General features: G+C 66.3%; 23 protein-coding genes. 13 read left to right on the forward strand and 10 right to left on the reverse strand.

Going from position 1 to position 25,731, the window contains the following annotated elements; all coding sequences use genetic code 11:
• The first annotated feature begins 14 nt into the window (after positions 1-14).
• Complete coding sequence (locus ACWGCN_RS13910) at positions 15-899, forward strand: acyl-ACP desaturase (protein ID WP_452457265.1); 885 nt, start codon at positions 15-17, stop codon at positions 897-899.
• Here the strand turns inward: ACWGCN_RS13910 and ACWGCN_RS13915 are convergent.
• The 3 genes from ACWGCN_RS13915 to ACWGCN_RS13925 are packed head-to-tail and all read right to left on the reverse strand — an operon-like array spanning position 871 to position 4,579.
• Positions 871-2,202 carry a cytochrome P450 gene (locus ACWGCN_RS13915; RefSeq protein WP_452457264.1) on the reverse strand — a complete coding sequence of 444 codons (1,332 nt, stop codon included), beginning with the start codon at positions 2,200-2,202 and terminating at the stop codon, positions 871-873. The genes ACWGCN_RS13910 and ACWGCN_RS13915 overlap by 29 nt on opposite strands.
• 2 nt (positions 2,203-2,204) lie before the next feature.
• Positions 2,205-3,440, reverse strand: a complete 1,236-nt coding sequence (locus ACWGCN_RS13920; protein WP_452457263.1) for an aminotransferase class I/II-fold pyridoxal phosphate-dependent enzyme — start codon at positions 3,438-3,440, stop codon at positions 2,205-2,207.
• Positions 3,441-3,451: 11 nt separating this feature from the next.
• Entirely contained in the window at positions 3,452-4,579 is a 1,128-nt protein-coding gene (locus ACWGCN_RS13925) for a sulfotransferase family protein (protein ID WP_452457262.1), read from the reverse strand.
• Positions 4,580-4,785: 206 nt separating this feature from the next.
• On the opposite strand from ACWGCN_RS13925, the gene car reads away from it, so the two are divergent.
• Positions 4,786-8,274 (forward strand): carboxylic acid reductase, encoded by a 3,489-nt coding sequence (gene car, locus ACWGCN_RS13930; protein ID WP_452457261.1) that lies wholly within the window; start codon positions 4,786-4,788, stop codon positions 8,272-8,274.
• Positions 8,275-8,428: 154 nt separating this feature from the next.
• Here car and ACWGCN_RS13935 read toward each other — a convergent pair whose 3' ends face one another.
• Positions 8,429-9,301 carry a helix-turn-helix transcriptional regulator gene (locus ACWGCN_RS13935; RefSeq protein ID WP_452457260.1) on the reverse strand — a complete coding sequence of 291 codons (873 nt, stop codon included), beginning with the start codon at positions 9,299-9,301 and terminating at the stop codon, positions 8,429-8,431.
• Between the two features lie 97 nt (positions 9,302-9,398).
• On the opposite strand from ACWGCN_RS13935, the gene ACWGCN_RS13940 reads away from it, so the two are divergent.
• On the forward strand, positions 9,399-9,593 hold the full coding sequence (locus ACWGCN_RS13940; RefSeq protein WP_452457259.1) for a hypothetical protein: 195 nt from the start codon (positions 9,399-9,401) through the stop codon (positions 9,591-9,593).
• Positions 9,594-9,637: 44 nt separating this feature from the next.
• The gene (locus ACWGCN_RS13945; RefSeq protein WP_452457258.1) at positions 9,638-10,495 is read left to right on the forward strand and encodes an aldo/keto reductase; all 858 of its coding nucleotides are present in this window, start codon (positions 9,638-9,640) and stop codon (positions 10,493-10,495) included.
• Between the two features lie 302 nt (positions 10,496-10,797).
• Here the strand turns inward: ACWGCN_RS13945 and ACWGCN_RS13950 are convergent, their stop codons facing one another.
• Positions 10,798-11,169: a hypothetical protein gene (locus ACWGCN_RS13950; RefSeq protein ID WP_378987514.1), complete on the reverse strand. Its 372-nt coding sequence runs from the start codon at positions 11,167-11,169 to the stop codon at positions 10,798-10,800.
• A 95-nt stretch (positions 11,170-11,264) separates the two neighbouring features.
• Entirely contained in the window at positions 11,265-13,211 is a 1,947-nt protein-coding gene (locus ACWGCN_RS13955) for a potassium transporter Kup (protein WP_452457257.1), read from the reverse strand.
• A gap of 595 nt (positions 13,212-13,806) precedes the next feature.
• Between ACWGCN_RS13955 and ACWGCN_RS13960 the strand changes: the two genes are divergently transcribed.
• From ACWGCN_RS13960 to ACWGCN_RS13985, 6 genes are all read left to right on the forward strand, one after another.
• The gene (locus tag ACWGCN_RS13960) at positions 13,807-14,025 is read left to right on the forward strand and encodes a hypothetical protein (RefSeq protein ID WP_452457256.1); all 219 of its coding nucleotides are present in this window, start codon (positions 13,807-13,809) and stop codon (positions 14,023-14,025) included.
• A 25-nt stretch (positions 14,026-14,050) separates the two neighbouring features.
• Entirely contained in the window at positions 14,051-15,259 is a 1,209-nt protein-coding gene (locus ACWGCN_RS13965) for an alkane 1-monooxygenase (protein ID WP_452457255.1), read from the forward strand.
• Positions 15,260-15,319: 60 nt separating this feature from the next.
• Complete coding sequence (locus ACWGCN_RS13970) at positions 15,320-18,178, forward strand: BTAD domain-containing putative transcriptional regulator (RefSeq protein WP_452457254.1); 2,859 nt, start codon at positions 15,320-15,322, stop codon at positions 18,176-18,178.
• A gap of 148 nt (positions 18,179-18,326) precedes the next feature.
• Positions 18,327-18,728 (forward strand): nuclear transport factor 2 family protein, encoded by a 402-nt coding sequence (locus tag ACWGCN_RS13975; protein ID WP_452457253.1) that lies wholly within the window; start codon positions 18,327-18,329, stop codon positions 18,726-18,728.
• Positions 18,725-19,189 (forward strand): SRPBCC family protein, encoded by a 465-nt coding sequence (locus ACWGCN_RS13980; RefSeq protein WP_452457252.1) that lies wholly within the window; start codon positions 18,725-18,727, stop codon positions 19,187-19,189. Before ACWGCN_RS13975 ends, ACWGCN_RS13980 begins: the two co-directional genes overlap by 4 nt.
• A 46-nt stretch (positions 19,190-19,235) precedes the next feature.
• A complete protein-coding gene (locus ACWGCN_RS13985) occupies positions 19,236-19,634 on the forward strand; it encodes a nuclear transport factor 2 family protein (RefSeq protein ID WP_378987494.1) in 399 nt (132 codons plus the stop codon).
• Positions 19,635-19,842: 208 nt separating this feature from the next.
• On the opposite strand, the gene ACWGCN_RS13990 is transcribed toward ACWGCN_RS13985, so the two are convergent.
• From ACWGCN_RS13990 to ACWGCN_RS14000, 3 genes are all read right to left on the reverse strand, one after another.
• On the reverse strand, positions 19,843-20,640 hold the full coding sequence (locus ACWGCN_RS13990) for a CPBP family intramembrane glutamic endopeptidase (RefSeq protein ID WP_452457251.1): 798 nt from the start codon (positions 20,638-20,640) through the stop codon (positions 19,843-19,845).
• A 296-nt stretch (positions 20,641-20,936) separates the two neighbouring features.
• Positions 20,937-21,734 (reverse strand): SigB/SigF/SigG family RNA polymerase sigma factor, encoded by a 798-nt coding sequence (locus tag ACWGCN_RS13995; RefSeq protein ID WP_452457250.1) that lies wholly within the window; start codon positions 21,732-21,734, stop codon positions 20,937-20,939.
• Between the two features lie 50 nt (positions 21,735-21,784).
• Positions 21,785-21,985, reverse strand: coding sequence for a hypothetical protein (locus ACWGCN_RS14000; protein ID WP_452457249.1), 201 nt, complete (start codon positions 21,983-21,985; stop codon positions 21,785-21,787).
• A 392-nt stretch (positions 21,986-22,377) separates the two neighbouring features.
• Here ACWGCN_RS14000 and murJ point away from each other — a divergent pair, with 392 nt between their 5' ends.
• Together murJ and ACWGCN_RS14010 are read left to right on the forward strand one after the other, a co-directional pair.
• Positions 22,378-23,943 (forward strand): murein biosynthesis integral membrane protein MurJ, encoded by a 1,566-nt coding sequence (murJ, locus tag ACWGCN_RS14005; protein ID WP_387444472.1) that lies wholly within the window; start codon positions 22,378-22,380, stop codon positions 23,941-23,943.
• A gap of 8 nt (positions 23,944-23,951) precedes the next feature.
• Positions 23,952-24,146, forward strand: a complete 195-nt coding sequence (locus tag ACWGCN_RS14010; protein WP_452457248.1) for a hypothetical protein — start codon at positions 23,952-23,954, stop codon at positions 24,144-24,146.
• A 140-nt stretch (positions 24,147-24,286) separates the two neighbouring features.
• On the opposite strand, the gene ACWGCN_RS14015 is transcribed toward ACWGCN_RS14010, so the two are convergent.
• Positions 24,287-24,667 carry a MerR family transcriptional regulator gene (locus ACWGCN_RS14015; protein ID WP_449965080.1) on the reverse strand — a complete coding sequence of 127 codons (381 nt, stop codon included), beginning with the start codon at positions 24,665-24,667 and terminating at the stop codon, positions 24,287-24,289.
• Between the two features lie 124 nt (positions 24,668-24,791).
• On the opposite strand from ACWGCN_RS14015, the gene ACWGCN_RS14020 reads away from it, so the two are divergent.
• On the forward strand, positions 24,792-25,730 hold the full coding sequence (locus ACWGCN_RS14020) for an alpha/beta hydrolase family protein (RefSeq protein ID WP_452457247.1): 939 nt from the start codon (positions 24,792-24,794) through the stop codon (positions 25,728-25,730).
• Position 25,731 lies beyond the last annotated feature (1 nt).

The following is a 25,731-nucleotide window of genomic DNA, read 5'->3' on the forward strand; positions in this document are numbered from 1 at the left end:
CGCGAGGAGCCCCCATGTCCGAGAAGCGTATGCCCGAGCACCTTTCGACCGAACGCCCGCGCGTCGGAGCCGAGATGATCCCGGCCGGCGATATCGCCGCCGCCGTTGACGGATTCTTCGCCGCCTCCCCGGCCGCGCGCGCCTGGGACGTGGAAACCGGCTTCGACTGGGCCCGCGCCGACGCGGGCCGACTCACCGAGGGCCAGCGATCGGCCGTGCAGTTCATCACCTATATCGAGGATCACCTGCCCGGCTACTTCGACGTCTATCACCGGTATTTCCCCGTGGACGACTCGGTCGACGCCGCGACCTTCGTCCACAATCGCGAGCTGTATCACTTCACCGTGCGCTGGGCGGCAGAGGAGGACACCCACGCGCGGGCGCTCGCGCGCTATCAGGAGGCCGCCGGGATGGCCGACCGCGCGGGGCTGCGTACCGATCTCGCGGTCGAGGGTCGCAAGCCGTTCGACCTGCCCTACCGGCATCCGGTGCAGTTCTTCGCCTACGCGCTGGTGCAGGAGAAGGCGACCCAGATCTACTACCAGCAGCTACGCGATGTGGTCGCCGATCCGGTCCTCGGCGCCGTCCTGACTCGCCTTTCCCGTGACGAGGCCAGGCATTTCACCTTCATGGCCGACGTCGTGAGCCGGTACCTGCGGGTGCACGGCGACGCGGTGGTCGAACCGATCCGTGAGGTCATCGAGGGATTCCGGATGCCGTTGGCCGACACCATGCGTGGCTACTGGCGCTGGGCCCTGCGCATCGCCGATGTCGCCGACTACGACCACACCGCCGCTTACGCGCACCTGGTGAAGGTGGTCGACCGCGCGGTCGACGTGCGCTCGGACCGGCTCGACGAACTGGTCGGATTCATCGAACAGTGCCGCTCGCTCGACTGAACTGTCGCCGGCGCAAGGCCACCCGGCCGCCTTTCCCCGGCATGTAGGCGATGCCGCGATCGCGCATCCGCTCCCCGGCCGCGGTTGTCGGCAAGAGCTCGAAATCCCGGAGCAGGCTACGGAGGACGACCTTCATCTCGGTATCGGCGAAGTCGGAACCGACACAGCGGCGATTCCCGCCACCGTAGGGAAGCCATGACATGAGGTCGGGTCGGCTTCCACGAAACCGGTCGGGTTCGAAGACATCAGGGTCGGGATAGACCGCTTCGTCGCCGTGGATGAGGGCCATCGAGACGATGACCCGATGGCCGCGCGGGATCACCCACTCGCCCAACGCCAAGCTCGGCGCCTTCACCTGCCGGGAAACCGTGCCGATCACCGGTCGAACGCGCTGCACCTCCCAGATCGTCTGCTGGAGCACTTCGTCTTTTCCGGCGTCCAGGTCGGCCACCAGCCGGGCCAGCGCGGCCGGGTGCCGGCGCAGGCGTTCCAGCGTCCAGGCCAGGGTGTTGGCGGAGGTCTCGTTGCCGGCGGTGAGCAAGGTCGCCAACTCGTCGGCGATGTCACTGTGCGACATGGGTTCTGCGTCTTCGTAGTGGTTGCGCAGCAGCAGCGCGAGGATGTCCTCGCGGTCGGGCAGACACGGATCAGCGAGTGCGCGGCTGATCAGCTTCGCGATCAGCGCGTCGTATTCGGCGCGGTGCTCGTCGAGTCGAGTCCGTGCGGAGCGACCACGACCGAACCCGATCCCACGGCCGGTCGCCACCCGCGAGCCGACGTCGCCGAGGGCCGGCATCAGCCGGCGCAATGCGGCGAGCTCCTCGCCCTCCGCGCCGAATACCGCGCGCAGAATGATGTTGAGGGTGATGCGTACGGTCGCGGGCAGGATCGGGAATTCGGTGTTCTCCGACCACGTCGCCGCCTCGGCCGCATACTCCCGTTCGATGAGCGCCTCGTACTCGCGCATCCGCTTGCCGTGAAAGAGCGGGGACAGCAGCCGGCGACGTCGGCGATGGGGATCGTCGTCGAGACTGAACACCGACCCGGGGCCGAGCAACGCACCGAGGTTGGGTTCGGCCTTCCCCGCGACCGAGGGGCCGGCTGTGAACACCTGACGGGCCAGCGCCGGGTCGCCGACGAAGACCGACGGTCCGATCACCGGCAGATCCAGCGTGAACACCGGGCCGAACCGGCGGCGTGAGCGCCGCATCATCCGGCGGCGACCGCTGAGGTAGAGAAGTCCCTGGGCCGAGCGGGGTAGTCGGGAACCCGGCGGCAGTGAGATCGCCGGTGTGGCGGTCATGATCAGAACCTGTACTTCTCTCGGAGTTCGGCGAGGGTGTCGATGAACCCGTCGAGCTGCTCGTCGGAGATTCGGTTGTTCATCAGTAGGCGGATCACCGCGCGGTCCTTCGGCACCGCCGGGTAGCCGAACATCGGGACCAGGTAGCCGCGATCGATGAACTCTTGTCGCACACGCACGGCGGTGTCGTTCGCGCCCACCAGGATCGAGGTCACGTATGTGGGTGTCGGGTTGATCGTGCAACCGATCTGGAGCAGCCGCTCCCGCAACCGGTCGACCCGGTCGAGATAGTTCTCCATGATCGACGGGTCACGTCGCATCCGGCGCAGCACGTGCACGATGGCACCGACGGTCGGCGGCTGAATGTTGGTAGTGAAAACTGTTGTGCCGGAAAGGAACCGGAACGCATCCAAGGCGTCGGCCGGTCCGGCGAGCGCGCCGCCGCTGAGCCCGACGCCCTTGCCGAAGGACACCATCAGGAAGGTTGCCCGGCGCAGCGCCGCGTACTCGGCGGCGAACCGGTGACCGCCGTTGCCGTAGACCATGAACCCGTTGGCGTCGTCGACGAAGCTGATCGCGCCGAATTCCTCGCACAGATCGAGGATCTCGGCGACCGGGGCGAGCGACCCGTCGGCGGAGTACACGGCCTCGAATCCGACGATGATCTTGCGTCCCGCCAGCTGCTCCAGCTCGCGTCGAAGACTGGCGGTGTCGTTGTGGTCGAACATGATCAGGTTGCGGCCGAACTTGAATCGTTCGGCGGCCTTCCACATGCTCCAGTGGCATTCCCGGTCCAGCACGAGCACGGTGTCGGTGTTGTCGACGCCGTGGTTGTTGTTGAACGAGAACCGGGAACTCATCGCGTTCACGAAACCGAGATTGGCCAGCATTCCGGTGGCGAAGGTGAGCGCGCGCTCCTTGCCGGTGATCTCGGCGACGAGCGTCTCCAGCTCGAGGTGCGGCCGGGAGACGCCTTGGATGATCCGCGAGCCACCGACGACAAGGCCGTAGTCCGTCGCTGTCTCGGCGAAGACCTCGCGCACCTGCGGGTCGTGCTGCCAGCCCAGGATACCGATGCCGGAGAAGTTGACCAGCTTGTTGCCGTCGATGCTCACGACCGCGTCGTTGCTGCCGTCGAGCTCGGGCAGCGTGATGAATTCGCCGCTCCCGCGAGCGCTTTCGAGCCAGGTGGAGAACCCCCAGCGATCCAATACCGAGACCGAGGACTGCGTCGCCATGGTCGTTCCCCTCAGATCAGCGTGCTGAGTCGGGCGTCGACCTCGTCGGCGGTGATGCCGTAGTCGGTCAGGTCGTAGGTGTGCGAGCGAAGGCGGTCGTCCTCGGCGACCACCGCGAGCATCGCGGTGCGGACCTCGTCGGTGATCTCGCGCCCGAGTCGCCGGTAGATGTCGGTGACGACGGCCAGCGGGTCGGCCGTGAACTCGTCGAACTCGACGTCGTGAAAAAGGGCTTTGTCGTATTCGGCCCGGTCCGTGGCGTAGCGCTCGAGCGAGCGAACGGCGAACTCGAGCAGGATGGGGCCGATCGCCTCGCCCTGGAAGCTGGCCGACCGGCCCGCGACCATCTTGTTCACCATGCTGCACGCCGAGCCGAGCACCACGCTGGCGGGCCGACGATGGGTCTGGATCACCAGCGCGTCCGGGAACGTCGCCAGCAGCGCGTCCAGGCAGACGAGATGGCTCGACGACTTGAGCACCCAGCGTTTGCCGGTGTCGGGCAGCCCGATCAATTGCAGGTTGCGACGGTACCGCTGGTAGGTCTCGGTGAAATCCTGCTCAGCCAGCCACGCGGAATACGACGGCAGGTTCCCGGTGAACTCGAAATACGCCGAGAGCATCGACTGCCGGGTCAGCAGCCAGCATTCCTCGACCTCGTCGGCTCTGCGGTTGTGAATTCCCAGGTAGCCGGGAACCTGTTCGACGAATCCGTCGATGCCCTTCTGCACCATCTGGAAGACCGGGTCGGCCGCCCAGTCCGCGCGCGCCGGCCGGGGCTGTGGCGCGTAACCGAGCCACATTTGCAGGCCCTGGTGCGCTGGGTCGGCGGTCAGCATCCGGTGCAGAGTCGTCGTCCCGGTGCGCGGCATGCCGACGATGAACACCGGCCGCTCGATCGCGACCTCGGCGTATTCGGGCCGCGCCGCCCACTGGGCCTGACTGATCAGGCGGGACGCGAGGATGCCGGTCAGCTCGCCCTGAACCGCCTGGATGCCCTGCGGGCTCAGGTCGGCCTCCTCCCGATAGGAGGACAGGAGCACCCCGAGCCCTTCCCGGTACTCCGACGGACCGAAGTCGGTGAGCCCGGTGAGACCGGCGGCCGCCGCCTCCAGTTCCTCCACTGCTCCGAGTTCATTCACGTCAAATCCTTTGATTCGTCCTCTATTGATTCGAAACCTTAAGGAAGAGAGCCGATCTCGTGTGGTCCGGTCGGGTATACGAATCGGTCGATAGGAAAGCGATTTATCGACTTTCACCACCGAATGTGCATCCATTGATCGCCGTATAGTCCCAATCCCGGGGTCGCGTGTGCGAACACGGAAATTGCTTACGGAGGCTGGCAGTGGTGACGGTTTCGCGCTCGGAGACCAGCGATCTCGACGCTCGGCGCGCACGCCGTATCGCCGAGTTACACGCCGCCGACCGACAGTTCCGCGATACCGTGCCGAATGCCGCAGTCACCGCGGCGATCCGGAAGCCGGGGCTGCCGCTGGGGCGGATCGTGGCCACGATCATGGAGGGCTACGCGGATCGGCCCGCCGTTGGAGAACGCGCGCGGGAGACGAGCATCGACCCGGCGACCGGCCGTACGACACTTCGCCTGCTGCCGTCCTTCGAGACCATCAGCTATGGCGAACTCTGGTCGCGGGCGGGCGCTGTGGCGACCGAATGGCACCACCATCCCGGGTCGCCGTTACGCGCGGGCGAGTTCGTCGCCGTCGTCGGTTTCACCAGTACCGACTACACCACCATCGAGCTGGGCTGTGTCCGGCTCGGCGCGGTGTCGGTGCCGTTACCGGCCGGCGCCGCCGCTGACCAGCTGACGCCTCTCATCGCCGAGACCGGGCCACGCGTGCTGGCCACCAGCCTCGAACAGCTGACCACTGCCGTCGAGTGCGCGTTGGCGAGCACGTCGGTGCGCCGCCTGCTGGTCTTCGACTATCAGGCGGCCGTCGATGAGCACCGCGAGCTGGTCGAAGCCGCGTGCCGACGCCTGGCCGACAGCCCGATCGCGCTCGACACACTGGCCGACGTGCTCGCGCGCGGAGCGACCCTGCCGCCGATACCACTGTTCGAGGCCGATCCGGCGAGTGACCGACTGGCCATGCTCATCTACACATCGGGCAGCACCGGGGCACCCAAGGGCGCCATGTACACCGACCGCATGGTCATCCCGGCGTGGCGCGGGTTCTGGCCGGGGACAGATGAACTGCCGATTATCGGCGTGCACTGCCTGCCCATGAGTCACGTGTCGGGACGGGCCGCGTTCTCCGGCACCCTCGCGGCAGGCGGCATTGGATACTTCACAGCGACGAGCGACCTGTCCACGCTGTTCGAGGACATCGCCCTGGTCCGGCCGACGACACTGCGGCTGGTTCCGCGCGTCTGCGACATGCTGTTCCAGCGGTACCACAGCGAACTGGACCGATACGCGAGCGGCGACCGGGTCGCGGCCGCGGCGCGGGTGCGCGAGGAACTACGTGAACGGTTCCTCGGCGGCCGCGTGGTGTGGGCCGGCACCGGGTCGGCGCCGATGTCGCCGGAGATGGCCGCCTTCGTCGAATCCTGTCTCGACCTTCCGCTGCAGGACGGCTTCGGCTCGACCGAAGCGGGTCGAATCATGGTCAACGGGAAGGTGTGCCGACCGCCGGTGCGTGACTACAAGCTGGTCGACGTACCCGAACTGGGCTATTCGCGCACCGACTCGCCGTATCCGCGCGGGGAGTTGCTGGTCAAGACCGATGCCATCATTCCCGGGTACTACAAGCGTCCCGAGGCCACCGCGGAGATCTTCGACCGCGACGGCTATTACAGGACCGGCGACATCATGGCCGAGATCGGGCCGGACGAGCTGGTCTACCTCGATCGCCGCACGAACGTGCTCAAGCTGTCCAACGGCGAGTTCGTGGCCATCGCCCGGTTGGAGGCGCTGTTCGTCACCAGCCCGCTGGTCGGGCAGATCTTCGTGTACGGCAACAGCGAGCGCGCGTATCCGCTCGCGGTCGTGGTGCCGACCTCGGCGGCGCTCGACCGCGTCGGCGCGGCCGTAGCGGACCTGAAACCGCTGATCGGCGAATCGTTGCGGGAAGTGGCGAAGAACGCGGACCTGCCGCGCTACGAGATCCCGCGCGACTTCCTGATCGAGACCGAGCCGTTCAGCACGGCGAACGGCCTGCTCTCCGACGTCCGTAAACCATTGCGCCCCAAGATGAAAGACCACTACGGCGAGCGCCTGGAGCGGATGTACACCGAGCTGGCGGAACGGGAGACCGGTGAGCTGAGCGCACTGCGTCGCGGCGGCCGGAACCAGCCGGTGGCCGACGCCGTCCTGCGGGCCGCTCAGGCGTTGCTGGGTGGTGAGAGCGGCGAATTGCTCGGCGAGGAGCGTTTCACCGACCTGGGCGGCGACTCCCTGTCGGCGCTGTCCTTGGCCGGCCTACTCGGGGAGATCTTCGATATCGAGGTGCCGGTGAGCGTCGTCCTCAACCCCGCGAACAACCTTCGACAACTGGCGCGACACATCGAGACGGTTGTGGCCGGCGGGCCGCGACAGCCGACGTTCGCGGCAGTGCACGGCACCGGCAGCACCCGAGTCCGGGCCAGTGACCTCACGTTGGACAAGTTCATCGACACCGCGACCCTCGACGCGGCACGGGCCCTACCGCCACCGAGCGGCGCGACGAACACCGTGCTGCTCACCGGCGCGAACGGCTACCTGGGCCGGTTCTTGTGCCTGGAGTTGCTGACACGCACGAGCGGCACCGTGATCTGTCTGGTCCGTGGCGAAACGGCCGCCACCGCACGCCTGCGGCTCGCTGCGGCCTTCGATCGGGGCGACCCCGACCTGGTCCGCCGCTTCAACGATCTGGCCGCAGGCCGTCTCGAGGTCCTCGCGGGCGATGTCAGCGCACCCGGCCTCGGCCTGGACGAGCCGACATGGCACCGGCTGGCCGACACCGTCGACTCGATCGTCCACCCGGCCGCACTGGTCAACCACGTTCTGCCGTATCCGGAGCTGTTCGGCCCCAACGTCATCGGCACCGCCGAGCTGATCCGGATGGCACTCACCGCGCGGATCAAACGAGTCAGCCACGTCTCGACCATGGGGGTGGTCGCCACGGGAACAGCGTCCGCCGACGAGGACGCCGATATCCGGCTCGCCAGCCCGGTTCGCGAACTCGACGGGACCTACGCCAACGGCTACTCGACGAGCAAATGGGCGAGCGAGGTGCTCCTGCGTGCGGCACACGAACGGTGCGGTCTGCCGGTTTCGGTGTTCCGGTCGGACATGATCCTCGCGCACAGCAGATACTCGGGGCAGCTGAACGTGCCCGATGTCTTCACCCGCCTGCTGCTCAGTCTGATCTTCACCGGTATCGCGCCGCGATCGTTCTATCCGACCGAAGACGCAGGGCGCGCCCACCACGGTGGCCTTCCCGTCGACTTCACCGCCGCGGCCATCGCCGCACTCAGTGAGTACACCGTGACGGGCTATCGCACCTACAACGTCCTCGATCCGCGCAGTGTCTCACTCGACGTGGTCGTCGACTGGCTCATCGATGCCGGTCACCCCATCGCGCGAATCGACGACTACGACGAGTGGTTCACCCGCTTCGAAACCGCTGTCCGCGCCATGCCGGAGAGCCGGCGACGACACTCACTGCTGCCGCTGCTCCAGGCGTTCGGCAACACTCGCGAAACCCTCGTCCGCCCCGAATTCCCCACCGACCGCTTCCGTGCCGCCGTTCAGTCCGCCGAACTCGACCTTCCCCACATGTCAGCCGCGCTAATCCGCAAGTACAGCACCGATTTCAGTCGACTGGATCTGATCTGAGCTGTCGCCGGTCGTGCCATCGCGGGACGACCCCAGCGTTCTCGAGCGCCACACCTGCGGAGTCGCGGTTAGGGCCGAGGTCGCCGCCGAACAGGCCGGTCTCGATGCGATCTAGGATCACCGCTCGTAATCGACCAGCTGGCCACTTCGGGGACTATGACGAATCCTGGCTCGTGTTGGTGGCGGCGAGGCTGCCGAGCAGTTTCATGCGTTCTTCGCTGGGGGAGCCGGGTTCGGTGGTGAATCCGAACATGGTCCAGCCAGGGGTGTCGGGCAGTTCCATTGCTTCGTAGGCGAATTCGAGGTCGCCGACGTCGGGGTGATGGATTCGTTTGATGCCGGTGCGGTGGAAGCGGACGTTGTGGGCCGACCAGCGGTGGCGGAAGGCGTCGCTGCGGGTGACGAGTTCGCCGATGAGGTCGGTGAGTCCTTTGTCGAGGGGGTTCTGCGTGGCGTAAGTGCGCAGGGTGGCCACGATGTCGTCGGCGCCGCGTTCCCATTCCGGGTAGTACAGGCGGGCGGCGGGGTTGAGGAAGGCGAAGCGGGCATTGTTGGCTTCGTTGGAGGGGTCGGTCAGCAGCGGGGACAGCAGTGCGCGAGCAAGGGCGTTGCCGGCGATGTAGTCCATGCGCCGGTTGCGGACCCAGGTGGGCGTGCCGGTGATGGCGTCGAGGAACCGTTGCAGGGTCGGACGCACGGTTTGGTCGGAGGTGCGTTTGGGTCGTCGGGTGGTGGCGGGGGCCGGCTTGGCGGCGCGGGTGAGGTCTTGGAGGTGCTGGGTTTCGGCGTCGTCGAGTTGCAGCGCCCGGGCAAGGGCGTGGACGATCTCGTCGGAGACACCGGTGAGGTTGCCGCGTTCCATGCGCGCGTAGTAGTCGACGCTGATCCCGGCCAACAGGGCGACTTCTTCCCGGCGCAGCCCGGGCACGCGGCGATGTCCGGTGCTGGTGGGTAGGCCGGCTCGAGCAGGGGTGATGCGGGCTCGCCGGGTCCGCAGGAACTCACGCACCTCGCTCTGGTTGTTCATGACGTCCACGGTAAACCGCAGGTCGGTCGGGAAGCAGTGACTGCCAGTACACGGAACAGCAGTCACTTCCAGCCATGGTCGAGTCGGCGTGCAATGGGTGCATGACCGACACGATCCTCACCGGCCTGCCTGCTCGCGGTCGGGCTCGGGTTCGGCCGGGCCGGCGGGGCGTGTCAGCGCCGCCTACCCGGGCGGGGCGGCGATGCTGGCGGTGGCGCTGATCTCCGTCGTGGTGCTCGTCCGTCCCGCCGAACACGCGCGTACCCGCACTGTTGCCGCGCGCCCCCGCTGATCCACTGTTCGACCCTGTTTCCTCCATCGAAAAGGAGTGCTGCTGTGCAGACTGTGACCCTCAACAACGGTGTCGAGATGCCGATCCTGGGTTTCGGGGTCTTCCAGATCCCCGATGCCGATACCGAAAAAGTTGTCACCGAGGCGATCGCCACCGGCTACCGGCTGCTCGACACCGCTGTCAGCTACGGCAACGAAGAAGCCGTCGGCGCCGCGATCGCCGCGTCCGGCGTGGCGCGGGAGGATCTGTTCGTCACCACGAAACTGTGGATCCAGGACTCGCGTGACGGGTCTGCGGAGGACGCGACGAAACGCTCCTTCGAGGACTCGCTGAATCGCCTGGGCTTGGACTATCTGGACCTGTATCTGATCCACCAGCCCTTCGGCGACTACTACGGCGAATGGCGCGCCATGACCGACCTGTACCGCCAGGGCCTGATCCGCGCGATCGGGGTGGCCAACTTCTACCCCGACCGGCTCGTCGACCTCATCGAGCACAACGAGATCACCCCCGCGGTGAATCAGATCGAGACCCACCCGTTCTTCCAGCGCGCCGAATACCAGACCGAGATGGCCGAGCTCGGTGTGCAGATCCAGTCGTGGGGGCCGTTCGCCGAGGGCCGCAACAACCTGTTCACCGACCCGACCCTGACCACGATCGCCGACGCGCACGGCAAGTCCGTGGGCCAGGTGGTGCTGCGCTGGCTCACCGAACGCGGCGTCATCGCGATCCCGAAATCGGTGCGCCCCGAACGCATGGCCGAGAACTTCGACAGCCTCGACTTCACCGTCACCGACGCCGAGATGACCGCGATCGCCGGCCTTGACACCGGAGAGTCCCTGTTCTTCGACCACCGTGATCCCGAGGCCGTGCGCCGCCTGTCCGGCCGCAGCCACAACTGACCCGCACTGCCCGCGCCCACGCATGACGGGCGCGGGCAGGCCCTGATCGACGACGAGTACTACGACGCCACCGTGATCACCGACAACATCGACGCCCTGTTCGACGGGATCTTGTTCACTCACTCCCCAGGGCGGCGGCCCCGACCGGCAGACCGCGATCAAGAACCCCGGTGTGCAGGGCATCGTCGCGTTCGAACCCGGCAGCAGGTTCGCCGTCTTCGAAGGTGAAGCACCACAACCGATCCCGATACCTGGCCGCCGGCGAAGGTCGATCGGGGCGGCGCGGGGCCGACCGGTCCGAATCACTCGGATGCGTGACCCGACTTCGTGTCCGGATCGACCTTGTCCGCGCGCTCCCATTCCTTGTCCAGGTCGGCTCGCGAATCCGCGGCATCATCGCGATGCACATGTGCCTGCTGGGCAAGCTGCTCGGCCTGTGCGGACTTGGCCTCGGCTTCGGCCTTGGCGGCGCGGCTGCGGGCGGCGATCTCGTCGGCCCGCGCCTCTCGCTGACCGACCTCGAACTCCTGTTCCGTCGCGCGGGCGCGGATGTCCTCGGCCTCTGCCCGCTGGTGTGCACGCTGTTTACGCATCAACATCAAGGCGCCGGCCACGAGCGCGACAACGACAACGACCGCGACGACGATGATCACAATCACACTGGTGGTACTCATCGTTCTGCTCCTCGCACCCCCCTCGATTCTAACGCCACCGACAGTCCCGAATTCGGGTCGGTGAAGCGTCCGTCTCGCGGCCGATGATCAGAGATTCAGACGTCGATGTGGGAGCCCATGATGACGGTGCGGTCGCGGGGCAGGCCGAAGTAGTCGGCGGCGTCGGCGGTGATGTGGGAGGTCGCGATGAACAGTCGTTTGCGCCACGTCGCCATGGTCGGCTGGTCACCGCGGCGGAGTTCGATCTTGGAGACGAAGTAGGAGGCGCGATCGAGGTCGAGCCTTCCCTCTGTCGCCGTGGCATCGAGATGCCGCAACGCCGCGGGGATATCGGGACGTTCGGCGTAGCCGTAGCGGGCGGTGACGTGAATGATGCCGTCGTCGCGGTGGCCGAGAGGGTCGACGGTGAGTCGTTCCGCGAACGGGACACGGGGCACCGGGTCGGTGGCGATGCTCACGATCGCGACGTGCTGGTGGCGGACGTGGTTGTTCTCGACATTGGCGCGCATGGCCAGCGGAGTAGTTTTCTTGCCCCGATTGAGGAAGATCGCCGTGCCGGGAACCTCGAAGATCCTCGGTCGCCCTTCGCCGAGTTCGTCGACGAATTCCTGCAGTGGGCCTTCACGCTGTTCGCGCGCTGCGGTGACGATGTCGCGACCGCGTTCCCAGGTGGTCATGACCGTGAACGCGATGACGCCGATCAGCAACGGCAACCACGCACCGTGCACGATTTTGGTGAGGTTCGCCCCGAGGAACAGCAGATCGATACCGAGCAGCGGCACCGCACCGAGCGCGAGCAGCCAGTAGGGGGTACGCCATCGGGCGCGGGCGACATAGAAGAACAGCAGCGTGGTGATGGTGATGGTGCCCGTGACCGCCATCCCGAACGCGTAGGCGAGGGCGTGGGAGCTGCGGAACGCGAAGACCAAGGTCAGCACCGAAACCATGAGCAGCCAGTTGATCCACGGGACATAGATCTGACCGATGGTGGATTCGGAGGTGTGCACGATCCGCAGTCGCGGCAGGTAGCCGAGCTGAGCGGCTTGGGAGGCGACGGAGAACGCGCCGGTGATCACGGCCTGAGCGGCGATCACCGTCGCGGCGGTGGCCAGCAGCACCATCGGGAGCCGACCCCAGCCGGGGACGAGTAGGAAGAACGGGCTGGTGATGTTGGCCGGGTCGGAGAGGATCAGCGCGCCCTGGCCCATGTAGCTGAGCATGCATGCCGGGAACACCAGAAGCAGCCAGCCTCGGGCGATCGGGCGACGCCCGAAGTGACCCATGTCGGCGTAGAGGGCTTCGGCGCCGGTCACCGCGAGGACCACGGCGGCAAGCGCGAAGAACGCGATGTGGAAGTGGCCGAACAGGAATCCCAGCGCGTAGGTCGGTGAGATCGCCTTCAAGATCTCCGGGTTGTCGCTGATGCCCGCGATCCCGGCCACCCCGATCGCGGTGAACCACGCGATCATCACCGGCCCGAATACGCGCCCGACGACCGCGGTTCCCTTGCGCTGCACCAGGAACAGGACCACGATGATCACCGCGGTGATCGGGATGATGAACTCCTCGAGCGACGGCTCGACGATCTTCAATCCTTCGACAGCCGAGAGCACCGAGATCGCCGGGGTGATCATCGAGTCGCCGAAGAACAACGAAGCACCGAAGATCCCCAGTGCCGCAAGGAAAGTCGCCGTCCGCTTGCCGCCCGGCGCGCTCCAGCGCCGCAGCAGCGTGATGAGCGCCATGATGCCGCCCTCGCCGTCGTTGTCGGCGCGCATCGCGAGCGTCACATAGGTGATCGTCACGATCACTGTGACCGACCAGAAGATCAGCGAGACGATCCCGAACACGTTGTCCTGGCTCACCGGCACCGGGTGCGGGTCGGCCGGATTGAACACCGTCTGCAGGGTGTAGATCGGGCTGGTGCCGATATCGCCGAACACCACGCCCAGTGCCGCGACGATCGCGGCAAGGCGTACGACCTCGCGACCTGTCCCCTGTCCGGGTGGGGTCGAGGTGGCGTGGGTGGGTGTTTCGGTCACAGGTTGTCCTTCCGTGGCGAGCACCCGATGGATGGCGCTGCCGTGACGATATCGCCTGTGGTCGCGATCGGATGGTGCGAGGCATGGCCGACCTCTACGAGACCAACCCCGACTTCCACCAGACCTTCGGCAGCCCGGCGGCCGCGGAGTTCGCCGCGAACGCCCTGCGCATCCACGTGCGGCACCTGGCTTGACGGCGTGATCGGCTGCCCGAGCGCGTGCCGCGGCCCGGCCGGCCAACTGTTGACATGAGGCACGCTCTTATCGAGGACAGCTGCCATCTAGGAAGAATTCATAGATTAGCGCTATATAAGTTACGAACTATGGCGCGCCTTCCGTGGATGCGGAGTGCTTCGGTGTATTCATCCAGAAATAGGATTTTTGGGATGAAATACCAGCTCATCGCCAATGTAGATACCTGGGATCTCCTGCGCTGAACCCTGTGTGTACGGTCTATCCCAGTCAGCAGCGGAGTGTGACACGTCACAGGGGAGGTTTAGTGTTGAGGAGGCGGGTATGCGGGCGACCGGCAGCTCTGTCAGGAGCGGTCGTCGCGGTCAGCGCCGGGCTGGTATCGGCGCCGGTAGCATCGTCGGTGCCGACCGCTGAGGTAGCCGTCGGCGACTTCTACAGCACGCCGCCCGATGTGGCGGCGGGGGCGGTCATCCGGACGGAGCCCGCGCATCTGGCCCTGTCAGCGCCGGGGCAGCCGGAGATGATCCCCGCATCGGCGGCGTTGGACGCGTCGCAGCGGTGGATGACCGACAGGCTCGCGGGTCAGCCCGCACCCACGAACTGCGCGAGGCTGCCTTGACCCCAACGTTTCGATGAGGATGTCGATGCGGGTGCCGCGGCCGCGGCACCTGCTCGAGCGGTACTTGGTGCCGACGGCGGATCCGAAGCGATATCTCTGGGCATTCGGATTGGTGGCGCCGGTTTGCGCGTTGCTGCCCTCACAGCTGGTGATGCGTACCGGACTGGCGATCTTCTGGTGGATCGAACCGATTGTCGTGCTGTTCGTGATTCCGGTGCTGGATCGCCTTGTCGGTGAAGACGGCCACAATCCCAGCGACGAGGATTACGAAGAACTCGGTGCCAACCGCTACTACCGGTGGTGTACCTACCTGTTCCTTCCGGTACAGGTCGCTGCCCTGGTGATCGCGTGCTACCTGTGGACCGATTCGCAACTTCGATTCGTCGACAAGCTGGGATTGGCTGTGACAGTCGGTTTCTTGGCGGGGATCGGTATCAACGCCGCGCACGAGCTCGGTCACCGGGTCGAGCGGCTCGAGCGGTGGCTGGCGAAGGCGGCGCTGGCGCAATCCGGGTACGGGCATTTCTACGTCGAGCACAATCGGGGCCACCACGCTCGGGTCGCCACGCCGCAGGACCCGGCCAGCGCGCGGTTCGGTGAGTCGTTGTGGAAATTCTTGCCCCGCAGCGTGATCGGGGGGTTTAGGTCAGCGCTCGAACTGGAGCGGGACCGGCTGCGACGCCAGCAACGTTCGTGGTGGTGCCCGCGCAACAATATTCTGCAGTCGTGGGCGATGACGGTGGTGCTGTTCGGCGGGCTCGTCGCGACGTTCGGGTCCGGTGTCCTGCCCTATCTCGTCGTTCAGGCGGTGATAGGCGTCTGGCTGCTCGAGACGGTGAACTATGTCGAGCACTACGGCCTGCTGCGAAGTCGATTGCCCAACGGTCGCTGGGCGCGCTGCTCGCCGGCCGACAGCTGGAACTCCGACCGCCTTGTCACCAACATCTTCCTGTTCCACCTGCAGCGGCACAGCGATCATCACACCAATCCCGGGCGCCGGTATCAGACCCTGCGCAGCGCGTCCGAGGCGCCGCAGCTGCCCGCGGGCTATGCCACCATGATCGTCGTCGCGTCGGTGCCGGTGCTGTGGCGGCGCACAATGGATCACCGCGTCCTGGCGCACTACGACGGAGACCGCACTCGCGTCAATACGATGCCCGGCCGAGTTCGGCGTGCAGGTCGCGGGTCGAAGCGATCGCGAGGAAAGCTGGGCAGTCGTCTCGCGGGGCGATAAAAGTGCGATGAACGGCGTTGTCACCGAGTCGGCGAGGCCGTTGCTGATTAGGCTCTGCTGGTGCTGTTCGTTCGGGTGCTGGGCCCGATCGCTGTCGAGGTGGACGGTCGGCCCGTCGACCTGGGCGGCCCGGTGCCGCGCCGATTCCTGGCAGCGCTGTCACTGACGGTGGGAACCCCGGTATCGGACGGTGTGCTCACCGAACTGGTGTGGGGCGAGGATCGTCCGCGGCAGGCGGCCGCGACCCTGCGAGTCCTTGCCTCGCGGCTGCGTTCGGCGTTGGGGCCGTCGGCCCGAGAGTGCCTGCAGCGCAGCGCATTCGGTTATGCGCTCACGATGCACCCGGAATGGATCGATCATGGCCGGTTCGCCGGCATGATCACCGATGGGGTGCGTGTGCTCGCGGCTGGGGATGCCGGGTCGGCCGCGCGGTTGTTCGAGAATGCGCTAGGGCTGTGGCGAGGGGATCCGTGGCCGGAGCTGGATCAAGCGCCGGACCTGCCCGCCGAGCGGGCCCGGTTGACGGAGCTGCGTGCGACAGCGGTCGAGGAACTGCAGGCGGCTCGATTGGCGTGTGGTGAGACCGCGATGGCGGTGGCCGATCTGAGCGAGGCGGTGTCGGCGGCGCCGTTTCGGGAGCGGCGCTGGGAACTGTTGGCACTCGGCCTGTACCGCAGCGGACGTCAGGCCCAGGCATTGGCCGAAATCCGGCGGGTGCGTGAACTTCTCGTCGAGGAGCTCGGAGTGGATCCCGGGCCGGCGCTGCGCACTCTCGAGCAGCGAATGCTCGACCACGACCCAGGGCTGTTGCTCGTGGAATCCCCGCGACCGCGCGGGATGCGCACGGAGACCTCGCCCCGTACGCCACAGCGACCGATCGGGCGCGTGTTGTCGTCGTTTGTGGGTCGTGATCGCGAACTGAGCCTGCTGTCCGTATTGCTTGCCGAGCGGCGCATGGTCAGCCTGGTGGGTCCGGCCGGAGTCGGCAAGACCAGACTCGCCGTCGAATACTGTGCCGGGGGAGCGGATTCGGCGGATCGCTGGATCGTACGGCTCGGCGATGTCCACCACGGTGACAGTGTCGTGACCGCCATCGCGACCGCGCTGGGTCTGGTCCAGATCACCGGCGATCCCGTGGACCTGGTGCGGCGTGCCCTGACCCTGCGACCAGGACAGTTGGTACTCGACAACTGTGAGCATCTGATCGAGCCCGTGGCCGAGGTGACCATGATGCTGCTCGCCGCCTCTCCGGACCTGCGGATTCTGGCGACCAGCCGGCAGCCGCTCGGGATCGACGGCGAACAGGTACTGGTCGTCGAACCCCTGCCCGTGTTCGGCGCAGCCGGCGGCGACGGTGCCGCGGTGCAGCTGCTGATCGAGCGGGTGCGCGCTGGTCGGCCCGGCTGGCAACCGACTGACAGCGACCGGGAAACCGGACGCGCGATATGCACGAGCCTGGACGGGTTGCCGCTGGCGATCGAGCTGGCGGCGGCCCGGGAACGCGCGTTCGGCCTGCACGATATCGCCGCTCACTTGCGCGACCGGCTCGACGTGCTAGGAACCACGCCACGCGGGTCACTGTCGCGGCATGCGAGCCTGGAGGCCGCAATCGGCTGGAGCGTCGACCATCTCACCCCCGCTGATCGCGCAATGTTGTTGCGGCTGTGGCCGTTCGAAGGCGGGTTCACCTGGCAGGGTGCTGAAGCCGTGCGACCCGTGGGAACTGACGCCGGTGTGCTCGCCACCCTGGCATCGCTGCTCGACCGCTCGGTGATCGCCGCCGACGTCACCTCCGAGGGGACACGCTATCGGCTGCTCGAGACCATCCGCCGCTACTGCCGCGACACCGACCCTGACCCACCTGCCACCCGCGCCGCACACGCCGCCTGGGCCCGCGGATTCGTCGCCGACCAGGCCGCGCTGCTGACCGGGCACCGCGCGGGCGCGGCCTACCGTTCGCTCGGCGCCGAACTGCCCAATATCCGCGCCGGAATCGACTACGACCTCGCACACCATCCCGTGCACGCGCTCCGAAGCGCGGCGGCGCTGCAATTCGCATGGCCGGTCCTCGGCGTGCTGGTCGACGGCCGCGATGTCATCCGGACCGCGCTCGACACCGCCGCCGACGCCGGCACCGAGGATCGCGCGCGCGGACTGCTGGCCTTGTCGATTGTGTCGTTCCATGCTGGTGACGCCCGCGAGGCGCTGGGGCGGGCGGAGGCGGCCATGGAACTACTCGCCGACCCCGAGCCCGACCGAGACCTGTGGCTGCACGCGCTGATGTTCCGTGCGCTCGCGCTCACCGCGCTCGGCGATCGGGCCTCGACCCGGAGCGCGATCGACCGGTTGATCGCCGAAGTCGACCGGCTCCCGACAGCGGACTGGATCCGTGGCTGCGCACAGTTCGGGCAGGGCATCGCACTGCTGCTGGAGGGCAATCTCGCCGACGCGATCGGCTGGTTGGCCTCGGCGCGGGAACTCAGCGCCGAATGCGGTCACCTGTGGTGCCAAGGCATGGCCGACGTGGTGCTCGCCTGTTCGTTGCTCACTCCGGCCGCGGACGCCGACACGGCCGCGTCGGCCCTGACCGCCATCGACCGCGCGCTGCGCGCGTTCGGCGAGCAATCGAATATTTCCGACGCGCTGGGTGCGGTCTACATTGCCGCCTACGCGCTGATGGCGCTGTCGTCGCCCGAGTCCGCTGTCGGGCTGCGGGCGGCAGCGATTCAGCATTCCGAGCGGATCGGGGCTGATCCGCGGCGCTACACACAATTCGCCCACCCCGTAGTCCTGGATCGGATGGAACGGCTGCTGCCCGCCGGTGAACAACGCGCGGCCGAGCAGCTGGGCAGGCAGATGAGCTGGACGGCCATGGTCGCTCTGGTCCGTGACTCGGTCGAGGGCATCTCAGCAGACTGAGAGGCCGATGTTCGGCGGCTTCGTCGGCGCGCGAGTCTCGACGGTTGTTGTAGCGGTATTGAAACACCTGCGCGCGATCGTTGCGACGAGCCGGCACATACCGGCGTTCGTGCCAAGCACTCACCGCTACGTCTGCGAGGACAGTCCTATGTCACACCGCACTCTCGACATCATCGCGGAGGTCTATCGGGCCTTCGACAGCCGCGACTTCGGCATGATCGAACGCCTTTTCGACCCCGACATCGACATCGACCAGGCCGCCGATTTGCCCTGGGGCGGCCGCCATCACGGGCATGTGGGCGCGGTCGGCTTCTTCACCACGCTGCTCGCGCACATCGACAGCAAGGTGATCTCCGAGCACATGTTCGCCGCAGGCGAGGACGTGGTGCAGGTCGGCCGCACGGTCGGGACGACCATCCCCGGTGGCGTCGAATTCGACCTTCCCGAGGTGCACATCTGGCACCTGCGTCAGGGGCGGATCGTCGGCTTCGACGCCTATATCGACACCCCGGCCATGCTGGCCGCCCTACGGCAGGCGCAGACACGATGACCGGCTTCGACCTGACCGCGGAAACGACAGTCGAACGGGCGGCCGCCACCGTGTGGGCGCTACTGGCCGACTACGCCACCGACACGGCATGGCGCACCGGCGTCGTCGCCATGTCCGCCTCCCCGCCCGGGCCTGCCACTCCCGGCGCTCGCACCGTCGAACAGCTCCGGTTCGCGGGCCGGACCTGGCACAACAATGGTGAAGTCGTCACTGTCGAACCAGGCACCCGCATCACCTGGCGCACGCTCACCGGGGCCGACGCCGAAGGCTCTCGCGCCGTAACCCCGCTGGGCCGAGACCGATGCCGCGTCCGCCTCGAGCTGCGCGTCGTTCCGCACGGTATACAACGGCCGTTCGGGTGGCTGCTGGCTCGCATGCTGCAACGCAACCTGGATCGAGATATCGCAGCACTGCGCAACCTGGCCGAATCGTCGACCGACAGTGAACGAAAAGTGCGGTGATGCCACGCGCTTCACACCGCCGATGATTCGAGGAGTCGAAAGGCCGTTGTCCGCCAACGAAATTGCCGTGGTCGAAGGGTTCTACTCGGCCCTGGCCCGACACGACATGGACCGGGTCAGGGCGCTGATCGCACCGGAGTTCGTGTTGGACTACCCGGTCAGGTCGTTGCCGTGGCGTGGACAATACGACGGTCCGGACGGCTTCTTCGAGTTCTTCGGACTTCGGCACACTCGACTCGACACCCACCTGACAATCGAGCGAACCTTCCAGGCGGGCAACCGAATCGTCGTGATCGCATGGTTCGAAGGGACAGTCCGCGGAACCAGGACGATCATCCACGGTCACGAGGTCGCCCTCCTGGAAGTGCATGACCACAGAATCGCCCGATTTTCCCTCTTCGAAGAAACGGCAGCCATTCTCGCCGCACTCGAGCAAACTCGATAACCGGGTGCGCTCGGCGCTCCCGAGGTGTGCCTGTACCGGGGGGGGTCTGCATCTTGCTCAGCTTCTTGGGGCGGTCGCCTTTGCAGGATTCGCCGCGCGCCCGGTGACCACGGCCGTGTCCGGCCCGAGGAATCGGACGTCGTGCTGTTACCGCGCGGGTGTCGCTGTAGTCACCCAGAGACGGCGATCTGCGAGCGAAAGGATTCGATCATGGGCTCGTCGCCGGCGCGGGCTCGATACTGCGCCGCTTCACCAGCAGCACGATCGCCAGCACCGGGTAGAGCAGGATCGGTAGGAGGGTGCCGAGATAGAAGGTCTGATCGATCAGGATCGACGTGCCGGTGAGCAGGGTGAAGTCGAACAAACCGTGCAGCACCGAGTTGGCCGTGTTGCCGCGCGTCACTCTCCGGGTCAGGTAGAAGAAGTAGCCGGCCAGGCTGACCATGACCGCCTGCGGCAGCGCGCTCGCGCCGTGGGTGATGCCGTTGGTCAGATGCACCGCGCCGAACACGATGCTCGACCATAGCGCGACCTTGCCCTCGGTCAGCCCGTGATCGCGCAGCACCACGACACCGATCCCGCGGAACATGCCCTCCTCGCCCCAGCCGACGAACTGGGTCGCGATCAGCAGCATCAGGGTGTACAGCAGACCCTTGTCGCCCAGCGCGCTGTAGTTGATACCGAAGACGATCGCGACGAGGAACACGATCGGCACGACCCGCACCCACGGCCGGGTCGGGCGATCGTCGTGCAGGACCGGCCGCATCCAGCCGAGGTAGGCGATGACACCGTAGGTGAACGCCAAGGCGACACCGAGCGGGATGATCATGCCGTAGAACACCGCGCGCGTGGACAGGAAGTCGTCCTCGCCGGTCAGCTCGGTCATCAGCAGACCACCGAGCTGGATGATCGCCAGATACGCGATCACGACCAGCGCGAACACCGGATAGGACAGGCGTCGGCGGCCGGTCGGGGTAGCCGATAGCGCAGTTTCAGGACGGCTCATACGGGCAAAATATCCGCTGGGAGAGCTGGACGCTTGATATTTGGGGCCGTGTCGTTCACCGCTGTGGCAGCGACCAACGGAACGCTCGGTCGCTGATCGATCCGACCAGCGACCGAGCGTTGCCTTCCTCGGAAGGGCCCTCGCAGGTTGTGAGCGCTACGGAAACCGGCCCTTCACCCAGGAATTCGACGGCCGGACCCCTTTGGATGACTCCGACTCCGGTCGGTCGGACGTCGATCTGAGGAACAGCTGAAGGCGGCTGCGAAGCGGGTACACGGCGCAGGCGAGCCGGGAGTTCAGATCGCGAGCGGGACTCGGTCGTCGGTGGTCTGCGCACGCAGATCACCCAGCAGTCTGGTGAGCTTGCGAGACACGCTCATCTGAGAGACGCCGAGGCGCTCGGCGATCTCACCTTGGGTGAGTGTGTCGTAGAACCGCCAGATCAGCAGCTGGCGGTCTTCCGGCGGCAGCTGTGCCAGCAAGGGCGCGACGGTGATCGTGTCTTCAGCCAGTTGGTAGCGAGGGTCTTCATCGCCGAAGGTGTCGGCGATGGTCATGCTGGGATCGCCGTCGGTATCACGTGCGGGGGTGTCGAGGCTGCGCGTCTGGAACGCGTTGGCCGCCACCAGAGTACGGGCGATGTCGGTAACCGGAACATCGAGTTCGGTCGCGAGTTCTTGCGCGGTGGGGGAGCGGTGGAATCGACGGGTCAACTCGTCGGTCGCCACCCTGACTTTGCCCTGTAGCTCCTTTTCGCGACGCGGCACATGCAACGGCCAGATGTGGTCGCGGAAATGTCTGCGCACTTCACCCATGATGGTGGGGACCGCGAAACCCAGGAACGGTGAGCCGGTGGTCACGTCGTAGCGGTCGACTGCCATGACCACGCCCAGCCGCGCGGTCTGGAGCAGATCCTCGAACACTTCACCGCGACCGGCGTATTTGCGAGCGATGTGCTCGGCGAGCGGGAGGCAGACCTCGATGATCTCCTCGCGCAGAGCATCGTGTTCAGGGCTGCACGGGTCGGTCAGTGCCAGGTGCGCGAACAAAGGCTCGGTGTGTTCGTAGGTGGGGCGGGCGGCGGTGGTGGACATGCGGATCAGCTCCTGGTCTGCGACATGCTCAACGGCGGGGAGGAGGTGAACTAGAGGCTGTTGAGGCCCAGCATTTTGGAGGACATCGTCATCGCCGCACCCAGGCCGACGGCGCAGAAAATGGCGACGGTCGGCGACCCGGTCAAGGCGGCCAGGCCCAACAAAAAGAACACGCTGGTCGCCAACACGATGGTGGTGCTGGTCAGATCCATGCTCGGCGTACTCGGTACCCGATTACGTGAGGTGGTCATGAGCAAAGGGTTGACCGTCGTGGAGGCGAATAAACCGGAACCGGTCGATGATGTTGATACGGAGGCAGTTTCGTACTTCAGGATTGAAGTACCTGTCCCATGGGAAGGCATCAGCACACGTCTCGCCCGGAGTCGGTGGCCCGCGGCGTCGAGCCGGGAAGACTCTCGCCGCTCCTCGTCCGGCGCTACCTCAGTCCCGAAGTGGCGGGGCAAGTCGGATCAGCATCCGTAGGCTGAGTGATCACGAGGTTCTCAGCGGAGGGGGCAGGTTGAACGACTACGGCAGTTTCGCTACCCAACCGTTGCCGGTGCAGTACAGCGCTCCACGTGCTGTCGCGCCGGTGCCGTTGAAAGGCGTGCGTGGTCACGGGGGCTCAGGGTCTTCCGGGTTGGTGCGGTCGGGTGGCTATGTCGCGGTTGCCGGCGTGGTGAGTCGCGTGACCGGGTTCGTGCGCACACTCGTGGTAGCGGCGGTGCTGGGGACCGCGGCGGTCGGGGACGCCTACAACGGTGCCAACAATCTGCCGAACATGGTCTACGAGTTGCTGCTGGGCAGCGTGCTGGCCAGTGCGGTCATTCCGGTGCTGACCCGGGCCCGTCGTCGGGGCCGTAAACGTTCACGCGAGTTCACTCAGCGACTGATGGTCGCGACCATGATCGCCCTGGCCGTGGTCACGGCCGTCGCGGTGGCGTGTGCGCCGTGGATCGTTCGCGGCTTCGTCGCCGATGCCGAGCAGCGGCGCCTGGCGACCTGGCTGGCGTATCTGCTACTGCCGCAGATCTTCTTCTACGGCATCGCCGTCGTCGTGGGCGCGGTACTCAACGTCCGTGACAGCTTCGCCACCGCAGCGTGGGCGCCGGTCGTCAACAATGTGATCCTGCTGGCGACCTGTGCTGTGTTCGTGGCCCTTCCCGGCCCGGTCACGCTCACTCCGGCATCGATGACCACCGCGCAGATCCTGACCCTCGGTATCGGCACCACAGCCGGGATCGCCGGGCAGGCAGTCTGGGTCGTGGTGGCGTTGCGCCGAGACGGGTTCACCTGGAGCTGGCGGGTGCGGCCTTTGCCCTACACCTGGCGCCCGGTCCGGTCCGGTCTGCCGGTGATGGGCTGGCTGCTGGTCTACGCAGTGATCAGCCAGATCGGCGTCGCGATCACGATGCGAATCGCCTTCGACCACGGCGGTGTATCGGTCTACACCTACGCCGAATTGCTGTTCCAGGTCCCCTACGGCATTCTGGCCGCCTCCGTGCTGACCGTGCTGATGCCGCGTATCTCTCGCGCGGCCGCCCTCGGCGACCGGACCGCGGTCGTGGCCGATCTCGCCCGCGGTGCCCGATATCTGTCGGTGGCACTGATTCCGATGACGATGGCCATGAGTCTTCTCGGCCCCGGGTTCACGACGGTGGTGTTCACCGGCCGTGTCGATGTCGAGGCCGCCACCCTGATCGGCACCGCAGTCGCCTGTTCCGCATTCGGGCTGGCGCCGTTTGCTTTGGTGATGCTGCAGATGCGAGTGTTCTACGCCTACAACGACACCCGCACCCCGGCCGTGCTCAACCTTGTCATGGTCACCACGAAGGTCAGCATCCTCGTCCTGGCCGCCACGATGCTGGCAGACCGAGCCGTCATCGTCATGCTCAGCGTCGCGAGCTCGTTGGCCTACGTCGTCGGCGCTGTCGCCGGTCATATCCTGTTGCGGCGCCGACACGGGTTGCTCGGGTTCTCCACTGTCGCAACCACCGTCGCCCGCGTCGCGGCGGCCACCGTTCTCGCCGGGCTGGCAGGACTCGGTGCCGTCGCGCTGACCCGCACCTCGATCAGCGCGGGCGCAGTCGAACAACTCGCGGCCACCGCGGCCGGTGCCATCGCTGCCGTACTGGTGTTCGTGCTCGCCGCCCATGTCATCGGTATTCCCGAACTGCGCGCGGCGCGAACACTTCTACGCCGGGCGTGAGGAGGCCGATGGCGGTTCTGAAACCCTGTGATGGCGGCGAATATGCAAGGTTCGACAACCCTTCAACACAACTCGACGCGGCTGCCACGACGATCGCCGCGCTTCACCACGACAACACCCTGCTGCGCCAACAACGTCACCGCACCGGTGATCTCATCACGCTCGACGACCACCGCACCATCCCGACGATCTGTTCGTCATGATGATCCGATGGACAAACTCCTGGTAAGAAAAGATGTGGTGGACAGCCATACGGTCTGACCAAGCCACCCACACCGACGGACGACCTTTTCGGATCGGCTTGTCTGGACAGCTGGCGGGATCGGCGAGTTACGTTCCACCCTTATGCGCGGGTTTCTCGAACGCATACCGCTCCGGTGCTCACATTGGCCGAGACTGCCGAGATGACCGCGTCCAGGTGTTGTTCGGTGCGCGCCAGTTCGATGATGCTCTGGCGCAAGTGATCACGCTCCACCTCCAGGCGGCCGAGTAGGGCAGGGGTGGCGCGGCCGTTGATCAGATGTGGCGTGAGCTCGCCGATGGTCCGGCTGGACAGGCCCGCTGCATACAGCTGCTGAATCAGCAGTACCTGATCCACGGCGGTGTCGGCGTAGTGGCGCTGACCGCTCGAACTGCGCTCGGCATGTAGCAGGTTCTGCTGTTCGTAGTACCGCAGGGCCCGGGCTGAAACCCCGGTCCGGCGAGCCAATTCGCCAATACGCATTCCGGCCCTTCGCGTGATCCATGCCACAAACGCTTGCCTCTGACATCGACGTCAACTTCTAGCGTAGTCGAGGTACCCATCCGCGACGGAAGTCCTGACAGCGAACCGAAAGAATATTTCACTCATGGTCATTCACCCCGTCACCGGCCTGGTCGACCCCGCGCCCGCGCCGACCGTCACCGTCAAACCACTCAGGGTGCGCAGGTCCGGCCGTGCTGAAGACCTCCAAGTGAGGGTTTCCGCCCCGGTCACCGGCGACAACCTACCGGTCGTGCTTTTCGCACACGGGTTCGGCTCGAACTTCGACGCCTACGGGCCGCTGGTCGACTATTGGAGCTCGCACGGATTCGTGGTCATTCAGGCTACGCATTTGGACTCGAAGCGGATCGCCTTGGCAACCGAGGATCCGCGTAAGCCGCGACTGTGGCGTCACCGGGTGCAGGACATGACGAGCATTCTCGACGAACTTTCCGTATTGGCGGCATCGGTGCCTGGTTTGCGCGGTCGGGTCGACCACGACCGGATTATCGCCGCGGGACATTCCTTTGGTGGGCAGACCGCGGGAATCCTGGTCGGTTTGCGCGTCACCGACCCGGAAACCGGGATCGCGGAAGACCTGTCCGACCGGCGAGTCATGGCCAGTATCCAACTCGCCACCGCGGGACGCGGCGGCACAGAACTCACGGCCTTCGCTCGCGAACATCTCCCGTGGCTGCGCGACCAGGACTTCTCGCACATCAACGCCCCAGGTCTGGTGATCGCTGGGGACGATGACAACCTCCCGCTGTCCACCCGCGGGCCGGCCTGGACGACCGATCCCTACACGCTGAGCCGGGCGAACAAGAGCTTGCTCACTGTGTTCGGCGGCCAGCACTTCCTTGGCGGTATTTCCGGCGAACACGTCAGCGAGACCACCGACGAGAACCCCGACCGGGTCGCGCTGATACAGCAGGTCACCCTCGCCTACCTCCGTCACGTCGCCGATATCGATCACCGCGGCTGGACTATCGCCCAGGCCGTACTCGCGCCCGCCCACCCCCTGGGACGGCTGGAATCCAAATAGC

The sequence above is a fragment of the Nocardia sp. NPDC055050 genome, assembly GCF_053608345.1.